The sequence below is a fragment of the Clostridium sp. BL-8 genome, assembly GCF_002006495.1.
Lineage (GTDB): Bacteria > Bacillota > Clostridia > Clostridiales > Clostridiaceae > Clostridium.
On the sequence record NZ_LZZL01000105.1, the window covers coordinates 1 to 15,903 of the forward strand.

15 protein-coding genes are annotated in these 15,903 nt (G+C 29.6%); 3 read left to right on the plus strand and 12 right to left on the minus strand.

The annotated features are described in order from the left end of the window. Positions 1-684: 684 nt before the first annotated feature. Complete coding sequence (locus tag CLOBL_RS23755; protein WP_077861286.1) at positions 685-1,005, minus strand: hypothetical protein; 321 nt, start codon at positions 1,003-1,005, stop codon at positions 685-687. A 392-nt stretch (positions 1,006-1,397) separates the two neighbouring features. Between CLOBL_RS23755 and CLOBL_RS23760 the strand changes: the two genes are divergently transcribed. After that, on the plus strand, positions 1,398-1,721 hold the full coding sequence (locus CLOBL_RS23760; protein WP_077861287.1) for a hypothetical protein: 324 nt from the start codon (positions 1,398-1,400) through the stop codon (positions 1,719-1,721). Between the two features lie 819 nt (positions 1,722-2,540). Here CLOBL_RS23760 and rlmD read toward each other — a convergent pair. The 4 genes from rlmD to CLOBL_RS23785 all read right to left on the minus strand — a co-directional run bounded on the left by rlmD (position 2,541) and on the right by CLOBL_RS23785 (position 6,275). Beyond that, positions 2,541-3,896: a 23S rRNA (uracil(1939)-C(5))-methyltransferase RlmD gene (rlmD, locus tag CLOBL_RS23770; RefSeq protein WP_077861288.1), complete on the minus strand. Its 1,356-nt coding sequence runs from the start codon at positions 3,894-3,896 to the stop codon at positions 2,541-2,543. 125 nt (positions 3,897-4,021) lie between these two features. After that, positions 4,022-4,438: an RDD family protein gene (locus tag CLOBL_RS23775; protein ID WP_077861289.1), complete on the minus strand. Its 417-nt coding sequence runs from the start codon at positions 4,436-4,438 to the stop codon at positions 4,022-4,024. An 18-nt stretch (positions 4,439-4,456) separates the two neighbouring features. Beyond that, entirely contained in the window at positions 4,457-5,155 is a 699-nt protein-coding gene (locus tag CLOBL_RS23780; RefSeq protein WP_077861290.1) for a hypothetical protein, read from the minus strand. Positions 5,156-5,594: 439 nt separating this feature from the next. Further along, positions 5,595-6,275, minus strand: a complete 681-nt coding sequence (locus tag CLOBL_RS23785) for a helix-hairpin-helix domain-containing protein (protein WP_077861291.1) — start codon at positions 6,273-6,275, stop codon at positions 5,595-5,597. 164 nt (positions 6,276-6,439) lie between these two features. Here CLOBL_RS23785 and CLOBL_RS23790 point away from each other — a divergent pair, with 164 nt between their 5' ends. Further along, positions 6,440-7,675: a D-alanyl-D-alanine carboxypeptidase family protein gene (locus tag CLOBL_RS23790; protein ID WP_077861292.1), complete on the plus strand. Its 1,236-nt coding sequence runs from the start codon at positions 6,440-6,442 to the stop codon at positions 7,673-7,675. 90 nt (positions 7,676-7,765) lie between these two features. On the opposite strand, the gene asd is transcribed toward CLOBL_RS23790, so the two are convergent. Next, entirely contained in the window at positions 7,766-8,851 is a 1,086-nt protein-coding gene (gene asd / locus CLOBL_RS23795; protein ID WP_009172635.1) for an aspartate-semialdehyde dehydrogenase, read from the minus strand. A gap of 186 nt (positions 8,852-9,037) precedes the next feature. Here asd and CLOBL_RS23800 point away from each other — a divergent pair, with 186 nt between their 5' ends. Further along, a complete protein-coding gene (locus CLOBL_RS23800; RefSeq protein WP_077861293.1) occupies positions 9,038-9,934 on the plus strand; it encodes a LysR family transcriptional regulator in 897 nt (298 codons plus the stop codon). Positions 9,935-10,062: 128 nt separating this feature from the next. Here the strand turns inward: CLOBL_RS23800 and CLOBL_RS23805 are convergent, their stop codons facing one another. The 6 genes from CLOBL_RS23805 to obgE all read right to left on the minus strand — a co-directional run bounded on the left by CLOBL_RS23805 (position 10,063) and on the right by obgE (position 15,548). Then, the gene (locus tag CLOBL_RS23805) at positions 10,063-10,977 is read right to left on the minus strand and encodes an RluA family pseudouridine synthase (protein WP_077861294.1); all 915 of its coding nucleotides are present in this window, start codon (positions 10,975-10,977) and stop codon (positions 10,063-10,065) included. A 39-nt stretch (positions 10,978-11,016) separates the two neighbouring features. After that, entirely contained in the window at positions 11,017-12,315 is a 1,299-nt protein-coding gene (locus CLOBL_RS23810; RefSeq protein ID WP_077861295.1) for an LCP family protein, read from the minus strand. A 36-nt stretch (positions 12,316-12,351) separates the two neighbouring features. Then, entirely contained in the window at positions 12,352-12,930 is a 579-nt protein-coding gene (yqeK, locus tag CLOBL_RS23815) for a bis(5'-nucleosyl)-tetraphosphatase (symmetrical) YqeK (protein WP_077861296.1), read from the minus strand. 54 nt (positions 12,931-12,984) lie between these two features. Further along, positions 12,985-13,599, minus strand: a complete 615-nt coding sequence (gene nadD / locus CLOBL_RS23820; RefSeq protein WP_077861297.1) for a nicotinate-nucleotide adenylyltransferase — start codon at positions 13,597-13,599, stop codon at positions 12,985-12,987. A gap of 188 nt (positions 13,600-13,787) precedes the next feature. Next, on the minus strand, positions 13,788-14,090 hold the full coding sequence (gene yhbY / locus CLOBL_RS23825; protein ID WP_009172641.1) for a ribosome assembly RNA-binding protein YhbY: 303 nt from the start codon (positions 14,088-14,090) through the stop codon (positions 13,788-13,790). Positions 14,091-14,255: 165 nt separating this feature from the next. Then, positions 14,256-15,548, minus strand: a complete 1,293-nt coding sequence (obgE, locus tag CLOBL_RS23830) for a GTPase ObgE (protein ID WP_077861298.1) — start codon at positions 15,546-15,548, stop codon at positions 14,256-14,258. Positions 15,549-15,903 lie beyond the last annotated feature (355 nt).

Consider the following 15,903-nt stretch of genomic DNA (forward strand, 5'->3'; position numbering starts at 1 on the left):
GAACCCACCTTTCCAGCTTGGAAGGCTGGAGTATTACCGATATACGATACCCGCAAATTCACTGCTTGTCTATTCTACGATATATATTATATATTGTCAATAATGAAAATAATTAAAATTTTTAAACTATAAGATAGTTAAGATTAATTTCATTTACATAAAATAAAAGCAGGCTAAGTATTTCTACATAACCTGCCTCTTATGTATGGCATAAATTTGTGCAATTTAGCCACAATTATTAAAATTTATGCGCACATATTTTAATAGAAAGCAAAACCAAATATTCCTCTCAAACTTCTCAATACCCTAATAAGCATTTTTATGGATAGTCGACTATTTACAATATGATTTTATCACAATGTCAAATAAAAAAAACATATTTGTCTTTAAACATACAAATATGGGTGTAAAACGGCAACATTATTTATTTTTCTTAGTCAGTTATTTTTATTACTGAAAATATGCATTTAAAAATAACATTAATAAATATGACTTGTAATATTTAAAATTTAGACGAATAAAGAAGTATACATAAATGTAATTGTTTCTCAAATATCTTTGTTTATCCTAAAGCTCATTAGTCCTTAATATAAATTATATCTTACAATTGCTACTACGTTGTTCGCATATGAAGCTACGTATTCCGAATATCTACGTTTTACTAAAATAATCTTATATTACTATTTAAATTTTATCATCTACTATACCTAAGTATTCAATTGTGTTGCAAAACCAACTAGTCCGAGAAATTAATGCTTTCACCACCATTACTGCAACTTTTGATTTAACGCCTTTAATTTCTATTAAATTATCGCCATTAATTAGCTCTGTAACTAAATCTTCTACATTTACATTAATAGTTATTGAACTATAAGTACTCGCCTTAGATTCGACCTTCACTTTATTATTCCTGGGCTTAAACTCTGCATTTGCTACCAATGAAGATATTAACCCTACGGTTAAATATAATGATAACATGAAAGCTACTAATTTGTTTCTTTTCATTTTAATTCCCCTTATTTTTATCACTTTATGAAATATTACCATATCATTCTAAGTAAAATAAATATATTTGCTTTGAAACACATATTTTAAGAAATAAAACGTATATTTTTATGATTATTTTTTATTATACATTCTTTAAGTTTTGTTATTTTGTTAATATCATTTTTCAGATTAAATGTGATGGTACATGTGATTCTATGAAAGATTTCTTTGAAAACTTAGATAAGAAATTACTTAATAAGAGAGATACAAAGACTTGTAAAAATAATTGAATAAAGAGGATGTAAAAAAACATCCTCTTTATATTCTTAAATATGCACTTTAGACTTTCTCACTATAAAGTGCATATCTTGATTTTAAAAACAAAATACTAATGGAATGGAGGTGTAGTTATGAATATAAAAAGGCTTTTGGTATTTTTCTTAATAATTTTCTTTATATCTTTTAAAATTCCGCAAGCACAACCACTACCTATTGCTACTACTTATACACAAGGTATTTATGATATATCTCTATATAATGGAAAATATATTACGGCAAAATTAATAACTCCAGATAATCGCCTTACTATATCAATAATTAATTCCAATGGTGAACAAAAGGTATTTCTAAGATTCATAAATCCCAATGAGATTGTAAAGCTTGGTCCTATTCAAGAAGGGGATACCGTAGCAATAGTTGGTAGTGGTGTAATATCTTTTTCTCCTTTTCAATAGTTTACTAAAAAGGTATTCCTCTCAATTTCAAGATCCATATATTATTGAATATTTTATTTAAATAATCATATAATTCTACTGTTAATACTATTGATGCTATTTTAATATTTGTTGTTTTTTTATTATTTCTAATTTATAAGCTCCTTCTTTCAGGAGCTTTTTTTCACTTATAACCAACACTATTTCTAACTTTAAATTATGGACTTTTCATTGCATTTAATTCTAGTATTTAAAATCAAAATTATCAATCATTCAAAATCCTTATCTCCTGTCTATAGCTAAGATCCAATTGTCTCAAGCCACTTTGTAACCTCTTCAGATGCAACAACTCCATTTACAGCAATGCCAGGCAGAATTATGGATTTTGAACACTCTCTTGCTATATAATTTTCAATTTGGCAAAATCCTCCTCCTCCATGAGTACAGAATCTGCCTTGCTATTTCTAACGCTAAATTTGCTGTATTTTGAAAAAGTGAGTAATAAACAATCAAAGTATTATTCATATGTAATATTTCCTTTCTTAAACTTTCGACTTATATAATCATTTATAAATGATTTATGATACCTTTAAATATAAGTGATACAATTTAATCCTCTATGGATATAATGTAGTATTTTTTCATTATAAATATATAATAAGCTATGTCCTTACGTCATAGTCAAGTGTAAATTTCAGCCAAATCCAAACCTTAACACAAAAATCATCTCAATATTCATGTTAATCCATAAAGCAAAAATTCCCTCAGACCATCAGTCTGAGGGAACATAAAATACACTTCAATATTTACTTAAAATCTTTCAAAGCCTTTGATATCAGCCTATTTACGTACTAGCTTCACAACTGTCTCAACGTGAGGCGTGTTAGGGAACATATCCTTCACTTTTGTTTTAACTACTTTATATCCTCTTTCTGTGAGTACTTTAAGATCCGTTACAAGTGTCTTAGGATTGCATGAAACATATATTATTTCCTTTGCATTAAACCTAATTACATAATCTAACGCCTTTGGATGTACTCCAGTTCTTGGAGGGTCTAATATTATTATATCTGGTTTATCTTTTACTTTTTTAATTATTTCTGCCACATCTCCAGCTATAAATTCACAATTATCTAATCCATTTAATTTGGCATTTTCCTTGGCAGCTTCAACAGCTTCCTCTATAAGCTCAATCCCAATAACCTTTTTTGCGTTTGGTGCTACTATCTGGCCTATAGTTCCAGTACCACAGTAAAGATCAAATACAACTTTATCTTCGCTCTCTCCAAGAAAATCCTTAACTATTGAATATAGTTCTTCTGCGCCTTTTGTATTGGTTTGAAAAAATGAAAATGGTGAAATATTAAATTGCAATCCAAGTAATGACTCTCTTATATAGTCTTTGCCAAATAGTACAATTACTTTTTCAGGGATTACTGCATCAGATCTCGAATCATTTTCTGTATGTATTATCGATACTAGATTTCCCTTATAGCTTTGTTCTCTTAGCAGCTTTACATATTCACCTAAATCAAAATCTATTTGAGTTGTAGTTACAAGATTTACTAATATTTCCCCAGTATTTTGAGCTTTTCTTATAACCAAGTGTCTTAAATATCCCTCTGCCTTCATTACTTTATAGTAAGGCAGATCCATTTCTCTAAAATAATCTACTGTTAATTTAATAATCTTTCTATAATCTTCATCAACAAGTTTACATTCATCTACAGTTAATATTCCAAAAGACTTTCCTCTCATATGCATTCCAAGAGAAAGTGGCTCACCTTTTGCTTCATCTCCAAAAGTGAACTCCATTTTATTTCTGTACTCCCATTGATTCGGGCTTCCTTGAATACCTAAATATTCTCCAACTTCAATATTATCTTCTTCAAATAAAGTTTTAACCTCTTCACTTAAAAACTCTAATTGCTTTTCATAATCTATAGTTTGAGATGAGCATCCTCCACATACACCAAAATGCGGACAAATTGCGTCAATTTCGTAATCTGCCTTTTCATCTACACTTAATAACTTAACTTCAGCATAATCTTCTCTTTTCTTTTTTACCCTTCCAGTCACAGTTTGGCCTGGAAATGCATTCTTAACATAAATTGTCTTATCTTCTGCATAACCTATTCCTGTCGACGGAAATTGTAATTTTTCTATTTTAACAGTTAAATCGCTTCCTCTTTTCATTATTTACTCCTAATGTTTTCATATTTTTGTTACTCATATATCATATATTATTTTTCTAAATAAAAAAACATAAGAATATAAAATTTCTTTTATATTCTCTGTTTATACTGTAAGTTGTTAAATTATTATAAATTTAATATCTTCTTTGCAATAGTTTTTCCTAGCTTAGTTTTCTCCATAATAGGTGCATAAATACAATTTATAATAAAATATATTATTCCTCCAGCTAGAATTATTGATCCATTTCCTTGTACAAACATGTATCCAAATAACTTTAAGATTGAATTACATAAAAATGCCAGCAAAAGAGAACATGCAACTATTAATAATTGATCTAAGATATTAGCTAAAATAATTCCACTAACACCAGGCTTTTCATCTACTTCTTCATTAGTTGAACTTTCAATTTCCTCGCTAACTGTTACTGCCGCTTCTTCTGTATCATTTGAAACTTCTTCTGTGTTTTCTATGCCTGAAGTTTTAACTTCTGCTTCTTCCATATCACTGTTTGTTTCATTTTCTTTTACATTATCTTTTTCCAAAAACTTTTCCCCCTTGGTCTATTCCATACTCATTTCACCATCTGCAAATTTATATTTTTTTGTAGACAATGTATATATTATACACGTTTTAGTGGCTAAAATTTCTTCTTTTAACCCGTCAACTGTGTCGTTTATATCAACTTGTTGATCTCCATTTTTTAGTTTTTCAATTATTTCTTTATTTATGTCTGAAAAATCTCTATTTTCTTGACCTGTAAATGCTTCTATGTACTTTTTAAAAGATGTTTTTCCTAAATCAAAATTATTATTTTTTATAGCACTTTCACCATCAAAGTTCAAACTTAACTTTAAACTTATATCTCCACTTGATAAATCATCTCCATATGTTTTCATACCAAAATACATGCTTTCCATTTTATTTGCTTCAGGCTTATCATTATCAAAATATATGCTATTATCATTTATCGTTTCATCTTTGTCATTTTTCACCTTTTCATCTTTTGAATATTTTACCCCAAGTTCCTTGGTTATATCCTCCATCTTTGATAACTTGTCTTTAAATAAATTTTGAGTTTCTTCTAATGTATAGTTTTTCGCCCATTTTCCATCTAAATCTTTGTCTTTAGGGTCTGTATTATCCTCAGTTGCGGTTTGTGCTTTTGTATCCTCAGAATTCCCACTTGCATTGCTGCTGCATCCTATTAGCGATATTGCAACCATAAGGCCCATTACCAGACTTATAATTTTTTTAGACACTAAATCTTCCTCCTTAATTTTATAGATGTTATTCTGATGTCTAATTAATATATTGCAAATGAATAATAAAACTTTACCATTTCTATATTACAATTTTGTGTCAATACTATACTTTCTTCCTATAATATAATGTTATTTTTTTATTAATTATATTTTAAATTTCATCTATATTATCAAATTTAATACAATATGTATGTTTATTATATATTCTTTTACTCTTACATGCAATTGTTCTCATTATGTAATATATTGAAATTATATATGCTGACCTGCTGCAGTACATGAAAAAAATAGTATTATAATATGATTCGCATATTATAATTAACAATGTACATTTGACAATTTAAAATTAATTATAAAATTCTTTCAGAATTTCTTAAAATAATTACCTAAAAAAATGTAGAAAATCTATTAGAACTTATATACTTTTTGATCTTGCTTAAGTTTCAATCTGCTCTTTAATTGTTTCAAACATCTTTTCTCCTATTCCAGTAACCTTCTTTATGTCATCTATAGTTTTAAAGCCTCCATTTTGTTCTCTATATTCAATTATACTTTTTGCTTTCGCATCTCCTACCCCTTTTATTGTTTTTAATTCCTCTAATGTTGCATTGTTTATGTTAACTTTCTTACTGTTATTTTCATTATTGTTACTACTTTGATTTACATTTTGCGTTCCATTTACTATTTCATTTTTATTTGCAATGTAAATTAAATCATGATCTTGTAGTTTTTTTGCTCTGTTTATATTGCTTAAATCAGCATTTTCAGTTAGTCCACCTGCTGCTTCTATAAGATCTTTTATTATAGAATTTTCATCTAACATATATACATCTGGTCTTTTTACTTCCCCTTTAATTTCTACAACTATTCTTTTATCTTTAGGCTGAACTGTTTCAGCTTTTTTATCTGTGTGATTATCGCTTTCTTTCCTGCTATTGTTTTCCTTAACTGATGTATTAATGCTTTCTGCATCATCCACAAAAATATTTTCTGTATCATTTTTCTTTAATTCTTTAAATCCAGATTTCAAATATGTAATCCCTAATACAATCATTACGATAATCAATATAACTGATATTCCTATTTTTTTCTTATCCTTTAAAAATTCTTGTATCACATCATTATCTCCTTTTAGTTTATCTTTTGCATATTATATCCATTTTGTTGCAATTTAGACTCTAACTGGATTAATTTTGAACTTTATGTAGCATAAATTAATTATTTTTGGTAAAATGTATTTTGAATATAAGTAAAATATTTGATTTACGTATGGAGAATTTTATGAAAAAATTTTTAAAAAAACTTAATATCTTACTCTTATTTTTATTTTATGCGACATCTATAAGCGCATATGCTGAAACTTCACCACCTCAAATTAATGCTCAAGGCTCAGTCTTAATTGATGCATCTACAGGCGAAGTATTATTTGGGAAGAATGAAGAAACTACCTTTGAACCAGCTTCAACGACTAAAGTAATAACTGCACTTATCACTTTAGAGAAATGCAGCCTTGATGATGAGGTTACTGTTCAAGAAGACTACACCAAAGTGGGTGGAACTGGTATAGGTCTGCTAAAGGGTGATGTTTTAACTGTACGAGATTTGCTTTTTGGTCTACTTTTAGATTCTGATAATGACTGTGCTAATGCTTTAGCTGATCATATCTCTGGAAACGTAGATGAATTTTCTAAACTTATGAATGCTAAAGCTAAAGAATTAGGTGCATTACATACAAACTTTAAAAATCCAAGTGGCATGCCAGATCCTGAACATATAACAACACCACATGATTTAGCATTATTTTTAAGAGCAGCTATAAATAATAAAGAATATATGGAAATTTCTCAAACTCCTTCTCATACAATAACCTTGAAAAATGATTCTAGTAAAACTTTTACAGTAAACAATAAAAATTATCTTATTAATAAGAATTCTAGATATTATTATCAATTTGCCATAACTGGTAAAAATGGATATACAACAAAGGCAAACCAAACTTATGTTGCTGCTGCAGAAAAAGATGGACATATACTTATTGCTTCATTTTTGAATGCACTTGATAAAGATAAAAATTTTCAAGATATGAAAGATGTTTTTGATTATGGTTTTAACAATTATTCTTTAGTACATCTTTATAAAAAAGGTGATGAAATCTCACAATATAACATAAACAGTAAACTTACAATACCTCTTATAAGTTCCAAGGATATAGATTATATTGTTCCTAAAGGACAAGAAAATTCAGTATCCTCTGAAATTAAAGTGGACGATAAGGATTTAAGTAAACAATCTTTTAATAAAGGTGAAAATATATTAGAAGGAACAGTTTATGTTAATGATAAGGAATATACTACTGTTGATTTAGAAGCTGGAGTTTCCAGGCATTATGAATCTGCACTTCCAAATAAAGATAATGCCCCAGCTTATGTAGGCGCTATTGCTGTTTGCCTTGCAGGAGCATTTGGATTGAAGCGATTCTTAAAGAACAAATTTAATAAGTCACATGAAAATAAATAACAAATTATAATGTCATGATTATTTTACATAAAATTAAAGGAAGCAGAAAACTGCTTCCTTTAATTTTATATTTTTAAGCTTATTACACATCTATTTTGCAGTTAAATATCCACAAGCTTTTAAATACTCAGCCGATAAAACACCGCCACCTGCTGCTCCTCTTAAAGTATTATGAGAAAGACCTACAAATTTATAATCAAATAGCGTATCTTCTCGAAGTCTTCCCATAGATATCCCCATTCCGTTTTCATAATCTCTATCTAAATTAGTTTGAGGTCTATTATCTTCTGTGAAATACTTCAAAAACTGTTTTGGTGCACTTGGAAGATTTAAAACAACTTCAGGTGCTTTAAAACTTTCCCATGCCTTTATTATTTCTTCCTTTGTAGGCTTCTTCTTAAAGCTCACGTAAACAGCTGCTAAATGTCCATTTGATACTGGAACTCTTATACATTGAGCTGTAATAACAGGTGTTTTAGCACTCACAATTTTACCATTTTCTATCTTTCCCCATACTTTTAGCGGCTCATTTTCACTTTTTTCTTCTTCCCCGCCTATAAATGGTATTACATTATCAAGAATCTCAGGAAATTCTTTAAAAGTTTTACCTGCCCCAGAAATTGCCTGATAAGTGCAGACTAGAATTTTTTCTGGCTCATATTCCATAAGAGCATTTATTGGCGGTACATAGCTTTGAATTGAACAATTTGGTTTTACTGCTATAAAACCTCTTTTAGTTCCTAATCTTTTCTTTTGACTTTCAATGATTTCTGCATGAACTCCATTTATTTCAGGGATTAATACTGGAACATCCTCTACATTTCTATTTGCTGAATTATTTGAGACAACTGGAGTTTCATGTTTTGCATAATCTTCTTCAAGTAATTTAGTCTGTTCCTTATTAAGTGAAATTGCACAGAAAACAAAATCAACCATATTACAGATTTCTTCTACTTCAAAGGCATCTCTAACTATCATATCTTTGTATTTTTCAGGTAATGGGGTATCCATCTTCCACCTTTTCTCTACAGCTTCTTTATAAGTCATCCCTGATGAATTTTTACTTGCAGCAAGTACGGTTACTTCAAACCAAGGATGATTTTCCAAAAGGCATAGAAACCTTTGTCCCACCATACCAGTAGCTCCTATTATTCCTACTTTTAACTTATCACTCATTAAAAAACACCTCTTACAATTTTATTTTGCCGGTCATATTTAAAAAGATAATTAAACCATATCATACATTGTTCAATTATTTTTCTGTATTCCCTATCTCTTATAAATATGATATCATTTATACATATATTAGTAAAATTGATAATTTCTATTGCTATAATCAATAAATTTGATGGAGATGATTTTATGGACTTTAAGCAGCTTAATGCATTCTTAACAATAAGTAAACTTCAAAGCTTTACTAAAGCTGCAGATACTTTAGGTTATGCACAATCTACTATAACAACTCAAATCAAACAACTAGAAAACGAGCTTGAAGTGAAACTTTTTGAGCGAATAGGAAAGAATGTTACATTAACACATGAAGGAAAAAAACTTTTACCCTATGCAAAACAGATGTTAAAACTATCAAGCGATATAAAAAACACAGTATTCAACAAAGAAACACCCAGCGGAACTCTAACCATTGGTGCTGCTGAATCGTTATGTGTATTAAGACTACCTGAAATACTCAAGGAGTATAAAAGACTTTATCCTGAAGTTGAAGTCTCATTAAAATTTGGCAGTTGTGCTGATTTTAGATATTTTTTAACTGATAATATTATTGATGTGGCGTTTTCATTAGGGGTAAAAATTGATTCTGATGAATTTATATCTGACGTAGAAATTTCTGAACCTATGCTATTTTTAGCTTATCCAGGGCACCCGCTTATAAGTAAAGAATCAATACTGCCAAAAGATATTGAGAATGAGCCTCTTATCTTAACAGAAATGGGCTGCAGCTACCGAGCCTCATTAGAAAACATTCTAACAAGCTGTGATATAAAACCAAATGTAGCCTTTGAAACTGGAAGTGTTCAAGCCATTAAACAATTTACAATGAGCGGACTAGGCATAACACTACTTCCAAAAGTTGCTGTGGAAGATGAAATAAATAGTGGTAAACTGATTCCTCTAAATTGGGAAGGCCCCAACTTTGGAATAATATCTCAAGTACTTTATCACAAGGACAAATGGATTTCTCCAGCACTAAAGGAATTTCTTAGATTATCTAAAGACTTTATGAATTCTTACTCAAAATAGTAATTTTGATCACCTTACATTTTTTACAAGATCACAAAAAAATGTTTTCTGAAATTATGGATTTATAAATAATAATAAAGGCTCAAGCAATTAAAGAAAATCACTTGAGCTTTCAAACCTGTATTTAGTTAATTCATTTCTGCCTTCAAATTTTTAATCAATTCCTGCATATCATCTGGAAGTTCTGCCCTTAAGGAAAGAGACTCTCCACTTCTTGGAGATTTAAAACTTAGCCCATAGGCATGAAGTGCCTGCCTCTTTATTAAAGCTTCCTCATCTTCACCGTATCCATATAATACATCTCCATAAATCGGATGTCCTAAGTGGCTTAAATGTACTCTTATTTGATGAGTCCTTCCAGTTTCCAATTTACATTCTATCAGACTAGAATTACTAAATTCTTCAACTACTTTATAATGGGTTATACTTCTCTGGCCTCTTTCGTCTATTATTCTCTTAATTCCACTTTCAATACCTTCTGGTTTATATATCGGTAAATCAATCGTTCCCTGCTTTTCCTTCATACATCCGTGAACTATTGCTAAATATCTTTTTTCAACCTTATTATCACTCATCTCTTTTGATAACATCCCATGAGAAAATTGATTTTTAGCTATTATGATAAGCCCTGACGTATTCATATCTAGTCTTGATACTAACCTTACTATACAATTCTGACCACTTTCCATAAAATAATTTATTACACCATTTGCAAGAGTTCCACTTTGATAACTTTTTGTTGGATGAACCACCATAAAAGGTTTTTTGTTAACTACTAATATATCTTCATCTTCATAAACTATATCTATATCCATCTTTTCTGGCCCTATATCTTGGCTTTCATCCTTAGCTAAATCAATCTTTATTGTTTCTCCTGAACTTAGTATTCGGTTCATCTTTACTACTTCATTATTAACGAATATCCTTTTATCAATAGATGCACTTCTTATTAATCTCGTTGATAGTCCAAGCTCTTTTTTGAGATATTCCCTTATTTTAGTACCTTCTTCTATATTTTCAACCTGCTTTTCTAAAATGCTCATCTACTTGTCTTCTCCTTGTGTGATTTAGTTAACTAATCTCTATTTCCCAAATTCCTCATAATCCTTACCTAAAATTATAATCACATCATAATCATTATATTCAGGCTTATTTTCTTTTTTTTCAATGTCCTTAATATTCAAATCCTGCTTTATTGTATTTGATTTGTCACTATCATTTGCAAGTATCCTACTCTTATCACTAAGTTCAGTATTGCCTGTATCAATCTTTGTATATCCATCATTACTTAACTGCTTCATTACCTTTGCAGCTAATCCATTAATTTTTGTTGCATTTAATATTTTTATTCTAATATCACCTTTTGATGTACTTGATATTAAACTTTTAGAATTAGAAGATGACGTAAGTGGTGCTAATATTTCCTTATTTGCATTTTTGTCAAAAACTACAAATGACTCTCCATTAATAGTTTTTTCCGTACCCTTTACTGTGCTCATTGTCACATTTTCCTGCTTCAATCCCATAAATTTCATACCATAACTTAAAACATCAAAAGCAGACATATTTGTTTCCACATTATCACCTACAGCTGACATTATTTTAGGTACTCTAAATATCATAAGAGGACTTGTACATTTTTCAATAACCTTAGATATAAATTTATGCTGGTTTTCTATTCTATCCAAATCTCCATTAGCAAAACCGCTTCCATCATTGTTTTCTCTCCACCTAAAGAATTCCTCTGCCTTTTTTCCATCCAAATTTACTGTTTCTCCAGCTTTAAAATTAATGTGAAGATTCTGTACTGGATCATCATAAATCATATTTCTATCGATTTTCATATCAACGCCTCCAATTGCATCTATGATCTCATCAAAAGCGGTATAATCAATCTTAACCATATAATTTATATTTATATCTAATAAATTTTCGACCTCTGATTTTATTTTAGAATATCCACCAATTTCATAAGCTGAATTTATTTTAACATTTTTCCCATTAACATTTATTAAGGTATCTCTAGGAATAGACACAATATGTAAATTCTTATTTTGTGGATTATAATTTAATACCATTATAGTATCAGTTCTTTTGTCTGCCTGATTATCCACCTGATTTACATTTCCTATATCTGTTCCAATCAATAAAATATTTACTGGTTCATTTGAAGCTGGATCTATACTGCTTGGCATTGATCTACTGCCTATTTTAGTTAAAGCATATGCTCCTGATACCATAGATACTATGAAAAAGGTAATTATAAAAGCTATTACACCTAAAACTAATTTCTCTAAAATATTAGTTGAATCATTATTTTTCTTAAAAAGCTTTGATACTACTCCTATAATGTTCTTTTTGCTATTATTTTTTCTTCTCATGTATTCACCTCTTAAAAAATGATGAATTATATCTTATTATTTTTGAAGCTTTAGATGAAATAAACAGTAATTCCGCGCTTTTATTGTATTTTCATCAATCAATAAATTTCTTTCTAATAAAATTTCTATACTGCTGTTTAGCCCATAATATACTCCTTCATCTAAGCTTGTAAATGTAATTTTCCTTAAGCTTTCAACCCCTTCAAAGTCTCTGCCTGGCTCTATCATATCCGCAATATAAATAATTTTTGTCAAAATAGACATGTCGATTTTGCCTGTTGTATGCCATCTTATTGCATCTAATATATCTTTGTCTTCAATTCCAAGTTTGTTTTTTGCCTCGATAGGTGCAACTATGCTATGCCACAAATTAGGGTTATTCTCTTCTACCTCTGATAAGAAAATATTATTTTCCTGTATCATTTCTTTCATTTTATCTTTGGATAAATTCTTAGCTACATCATGAGCAAGACCAGCAATTTCAGCTTTTTCTTCTGAGATTCCATTTAATTTGGCTAATTTTTTAGCTGTATCTGCAACTCCTAATGTGTGTATATATCGATTTTCCTTTAAATTATTTTTAAGATATGATTTCATTTCTCCTATAGATAGCAACTCTAATCCCTCCTTTTAACTTGTCACTTGAAATTTGTCCCTGATTATTGCCTGCTACTTATATAGTTTGTTTTTATGGATGATATCGGCAACTTTTGGTGGCACAAAAAAATCTATTCTTTTATTTGTATTTACTCTATTTCTTATATCTGTTGAAGATATCTCAAGCTGTTTCAAATCTAAAATAATTATTTTTCCATTGTATTTCTCTTCTAAGGCCTGTTTTTTGCTTTTCATTTCTTTCAAGCTCATTCCTTTTCTTGGAAAGACAACAAGTGTGGCTAATTCAAAGATTCTTTCAACTTTACGCCATTTTTCTATAGTAGCTAAACAATCTGCACCAGTTATAAAGAATAACTCATTTTCTTCATTTTTATCATTATTTTGCCTCTTGAAATACTCTAATGTCTCATAAGTAAAACTAAGTCCATCTTTTTGTATTTCATAATTTGAAATAGAGAATTCTGTAAAAGGTTCTATTGCCGCTTCAACCATTTCATATCTTAATTCCGAATCAGTAGTTATATTATTTAACTTAAGTGGCTGTTTTCTTGCCGGCATATAAATCACTTCATCTAAATTCAATTGTTCCTTAGCTTCATAACCTATATATAAATGTGCATAATGAATAGGATCAAATGTCCCACCTATTATACCAAATCGTTTCATAAGCTTTCCTCCAAAGTAGTTTAGGCACATGAATAAAATTATTACTTTTTGAATGTACCTTTGATTAAATTTCTTTTTTTCATTATATCATGAAGCTGACTCAAATATATTTATAATATCTTAAATTTCAAAAAAGAAGCTATTATTATCTAGCTTCTTTCATTAATTATTTCAATAATTTTTAAAATTTATTTACTTGGTATTTCTATTTTTCTCTTTTTAAGATTACTTGATTGTTTATATAAAACTATTTTATTACCTATTGCCTGAATTCCCTCGCATTTAATAGCCTTACATATCATATCAGAAGTTTCCCTAGTTTCTAAACCGCTGTTTTCTAACACCTTTATCTTTATTAACTCTCTAGCTTCTAACGCTTGCTTAAGTTGTATTAAAAAGTTTTCTTCAACACCATTCTTCCCAATTTGAAATATTGGCGCAAGGTCATTAGCTAAGCCTCTTAAATAAGCTCTTTGTTTTCCTGTTAACATTTCTTCATTCCTCCTAAATCCTTTCAACATATTGTTGTATTATTAATTATCCCCGGGGGCTTAATTAAGTTAAGAGTTATGAGTTATGGATGAAATTACTACGTAATTTCTATAGTTCTTGTTTTTTGAAAAGCCTTGGGCTTTTCTTCCTTAACTCTTAACTAATTATAGTACGTATTCAAATTCAAAGTCGTTTAATCTTACCATATCTCCGTCTTTAATTCCCATTTCTCTAAGCTCATCAAATATTCCTTTATTTCTAAGAACTTTGTGGAAATATCTTAAAGAATCTGGATCATTTACATTTACAGCACTAAGTAATCTATCTACAAAAGTACCTTTAACAACGTAAACATTGTAACCTTCTTCTTCATTACTTTCAACGCTGATATCGTAAGTAAATTTCTTTTCTTCTGGTATATACATTTCATCTTCTGAGATTTCAAGTTCTGTAATCGGAATTTCCTTAAGCATTCTTGCTGCTTCCTTCATTACAGCATCAACACCTTCATTTGTAGCTGCTGACATTTTAAACACCTTGTCAAAGCCCATTTCCTGAACTTTTTTCTTAAAATCCTCAAAGACGCTTTCATCATAGAGCATATCTGTTTTATTGGCTACTACGATTTGTGGTCTATCCCAAAGTTTAACAGAGTATTTTTTTAATTCTTCGTTAATCTTCACGAAATCTTCGAAAGGTTCTCTTCCCTCAACACCTGAGATATCTACTATGTGAATTAATAATCTTGTTCTTTCGATATGTCTTAAGAATTGTATTCCAAGACCAACTCCTTCTGATGCGCCTTCAATTATTCCTGGTATATCTGCCATTACAAAAGGTTCAATTCCCTCGACTGCAACTACTCCTAAATTAGGCTTTAACGTAGTAAAATGATAATTTGCAATCTTTGGCTTTGCTTTTGTTGTCATTGAAAGCAATGTTGACTTTCCTACATTAGGGAATCCTAGTAGACCAACATCTGCAAGTAATTTTAATTCTAATATTATGTTCAATTCATCTCCTGGCATTCCGGGTTCTGCATAATGAGGTGCTTGTTTTGTTGGTGTCGCAAATTTAACATTTCCTTTTCCACCTTTTCCACCTCGCAGTAGAACTAATTCTTGTCCTTTATGTGAAAGATCTGCAATTATTTTATTACTTTCTGCTTCTCTTATGATGGTTCCCATAGGCACTTTTATATAAAGACTTTCACCATCTTTACCATAACACTTTTGCCCACCGCCATTACTACCTGATTCTGCTATAAATTTCTTTTTATATTTAAAATCTAATAATGTAGTTATTCCTGTTTCAACTTGGAAGATTATGCTTCCACCTCTTCCTCCATCTCCACCATCTGGTCCACCAAGAGGTACATATTTTTCTCTTCTAAAAGAAATAGCACCATCTCCACCTTTTCCAGATTTAATGAAAACCTTGGCTGTATCTATAAACATATAATCACCTTCTTATCTAATTTTTTATAAAGTCCTTTATATATATTGACCATAAATTCAATTATTAAAACTAATAAGTATGTTCAATTAATATACTTCATCTCCTGTAAATCTCATCTTATCATATTAAATCATAGAAATGAAAATAACAAGCAATACCTAAGTATATTCAAAAAAATAGCAAGTCATTATGTGTGTACATACATCTCATGTTTGACTTGCCATTTAAGGGCATTATCAAAAAAATAACAAGTTAATCTGCCTGTCTATTTTCCATCACTAGAAACTCGACTCGCATACGCTCGCTGAGTACTCACAGAGTAAGCGACCATCATCAAATCATAGATTTGAGATG